Annotated in this window: 2 protein-coding genes; both read left to right on the top strand. The window is 47.1% G+C overall.

Features of this window, described 5'->3' with window-relative positions; all coding sequences use genetic code 11:
• Positions 1-207 precede the first annotated feature (207 nt).
• Positions 208-1,275 carry a hypothetical protein gene (locus EHQ17_RS19650; RefSeq protein WP_135593080.1) on the top strand — a complete coding sequence of 356 codons (1,068 nt, stop codon included), beginning with the start codon at positions 208-210 and terminating at the stop codon, positions 1,273-1,275.
• Positions 1,276-1,414: 139 nt separating this feature from the next.
• Entirely contained in the window at positions 1,415-2,344 is a 930-nt protein-coding gene (gene cysK / locus EHQ17_RS19655) for a cysteine synthase A (RefSeq protein ID WP_135592991.1), read from the top strand.
• The last annotated feature ends 889 nt before the right edge of the window (positions 2,345-3,233 follow it).

Here is a 3,233-nt window from a genome sequence, read left to right on the forward strand (position 1 = left end):
CGCCTCTCCCCCCACCCAAAACCCGGGCGGGGCGCCCCTCGTCTACGGAAGGATCGTCGGAACAACGACAACGTTCGGCGTACGAGCGTCTCATTTTTTATCCGAGTTCAGGAGCGCGCGTAAAACGGCGCTTTGTCAATCGCGAATTTCTGCGAGCCGTTTTGTCGTATCTCCCGCAAACCGATCCATTGTAAGAAGGAGTTTTCCATGACACAAACGCTTCCGGGAATTTATATACGTGGCACAGGGGTGATCGGATGGCCTTTGACGTCCTTGTTGTTGATTCTCAAGGAGAAACTGAGGACGTTCGAGGTCTATGTAGAACCGTATCGTCTGGATCCTTCGGCCATCCCGGCGGTCCTTTCTCTGGTGGAAAAAGGCGGGATCGTCGTCGATACCGGCGACAATTCCGTATCGGAATTTTTCCCGGAATACTCGACCAAAAACGAGGCCTTGGATCGTTCGATCGTATTGTGCGATTGTTCCCCTCCGGGTGTGGCGGATTCCCGAATCGAGGAATATAGTTCGAAAGAATATTCTAATATACGAATGTTTATCGCACAGGGAAGCGAACACAAATTCGGCGCCCAGTTTTTGTATCCAGACGCGAGAACTTTATTGGAAGAAGGCCTTCCTCGTTTTTTACACGTATCCACATGTAATACGCATACTCTCGCCGGGACGCTTCGGATTCTCACCGATGAATCCGTCAAGGAGTTGCAGTCCGTATTGGAGGAGGCCGATTTCCTCGTGATCCGCCGGGACGCGGATATGGCCAAAGACGATCCGCACGTGACCGGACCTCTGCTCGTAAAACCGGAAGCGGAGTGGGGGACACATCACAGCCGATTGTTAAACGAACTCTATTCGCAGATCGGAATTCGTATCCCGATCACTTCCTCGTCGGTAACGATCAATTCTCCATACATGCACCTGGTGCGGTTTCGATTTCGGTTGAAGAAAAATCTCAAACGGGAAACCCTACTTCGTCGGATTCAAAACGATCCGTATCTTTCCACCACGAATTTGATCTCTACGAATTCCATTTTTTCCTCCGGACGGGATCGGGGTTTGTACGGAAGAATTTTTTCGCACGCAGTTCTCCCGCTTGCCTCACTCGAAGTTTTGGAACGAGAGGTGAGGGGATACGCTGCAACTCCCGGGGATTCGAACGTACAGATTTCCACGATTTATGCGGTGTTTCGCGGTTTGGGAATCGAATTCGGACCGGTCGCGGAATCTTTTCTACAAAGTATCGTTTTACAGGAAATTTGAGTTAAATTCTCCGGAATTTTGTTAAAAGAATCTCCTGAAAAGCGTTTTTTTACTTGAATCTATTTGTTATATTGAAATTATTGTCTAATATAACAACATCTAATCTTGAAGAACCCTCGGAAAAGGTAGGAAAACAGAAATGAAAGCTAAGAGTATTTTAGAAACGATCGGAAATACGCCTCATGTTAGAATCAACCGCTTGTTCAATACAAAGAGTGAGGTTTATGCCAAACTCGAAAGAACCAATCCTGGCGGATCCATTAAGGATCGTATCGCACTTTCGATGATCGAAGACGCGGAAAAATCCGGTAAACTCACCAAAGACAGTATTATCGTGGAACCGACTTCCGGAAATACGGGAATCGGTTTGGCCTTGGTCGCAGCCGTTAAGGGATATAAACTTCTTTTGGTGATGCCCGAATCGATGAGTATTGAAAGAAGAAGAATTATGGCTGCTTACGGTGCGGAATTCGAGCTGACTCCGAGAGAAAAAGGAATGCCCGGTGCGATCGAAAAAGCGAAACAAATCGTTTCTGAAAACCCGAAAGCCTGGATGCCGCAACAATTCGAAAACGAAGCAAATATTAAAGTCCACGTGGAAACAACCGCCCAGGAGATCGCAAAGGATTTTCCGGAAGGATTGGATTTTCTAATCACGGGTGTGGGAACCGGAGGACATATCACCGGAGTCGCGCAAGTCTTAAAGGAGAAGTTTCCGAAGTTGAAAGTGTTTGCGGTGGAACCCGAGGCTTCTCCCGTAATTTCCGGAGGTAAGCCGGGGCCGCACCCGATCCAAGGAATCGGAGCCGGTTTTATTCCTAAGAACCTTCATACCAATTTATTGGACGGTGTGATCCAAGTAAGCAAAGAAGAAGCGTTTCAATACGCACAAAGGGCCGCAAAGGAAGAAGGCCTTTTTATCGGTGTTTCTTCGGGAGCGTCTTTGGCGGCTGTTGCAAAAAAATTGTCCGAGATTCCGGAAGGATCCAAAGTTCTTACCTTTTCCTATGATACGGGAGAAAGATATCTTTCGATCGAAGGTTTGTTTCCGGTTCCGGCTAACGCGTAATCAGAAAATGCGAGCGTATGCGTGTCGTGCGCTCGTCTTTTCGGTGTTTTTTCTTTTCGGCTCTATTGGAGACGGACTTGTCGTAAGCGGTTCCCGTTAGGCGAGATTTTCCGTTTTTCGAGAGTAGGGCTTTTCGGCTTTTTGCGAATCGAAAATTTAGGCGTTTGTCTGATTTAGTTTTTTCGAAACGACGAGTCCCGGTTTCGGTGTTGTAAAACGCGGAAGCCGGGACTCGTCGTTTTTAAGGGATTCGACTGTTTTTTTAGTTTGTTCGTCCGTCGCGCGAACCGTTTCTTGTTTTCTTGTCTTTGGATCGAAAACAATGATTAAAGTTGAAATCAAAATCGCCGGATTTTTTCACTAATTGAATATTCAAATTTAGTTATGAACTTTTCGAACAAAGAACGTATTCTCGGTTCATTTTCTAACCTTTATGAATTTACGTTGAGATCTCTCAGGAAATTGCCGTATTTCTGATGGAGCAATCTATGATAAAGTCGATTCGTTCTAAAATCGGGAAAGGAAATCGATGAAAGATGGGGACGGCCTTGGGATGGTGTGTTTGGAAGGTGTTTCGTGTTCCAGTGTTCTTGTGATTGTGTTTTGAACCCGTCGGGTGCGTTATGCGCCCGGTTCCCCGTCAGCTTACAGCCTAAGGGGAAACTGTGTCGTTGATTCGGGAAGATCTGGTAAAGTATGGAAAGGGAGACTCCAGGGATTGCCGGTAGAGGATAGGCTGAGCTTGGGTGCAAGTTTGTGAATGAATTCGTTTGATCGCCGGTTTGTCCTACCAATCTGAGAGGTGTTGTGTCCGTTGGTTGGCGAGTTGTCAGGTTGCAGGTTGGTCCGTACGTAAGTTGCTTGCTTGCTGGTTGGATGGGTGGGTGGG

The organism is Leptospira gomenensis (assembly GCF_004770155.1).
GTDB classification, from domain to species: Bacteria; Spirochaetota; Leptospiria; order Leptospirales; family Leptospiraceae; genus Leptospira; species Leptospira gomenensis.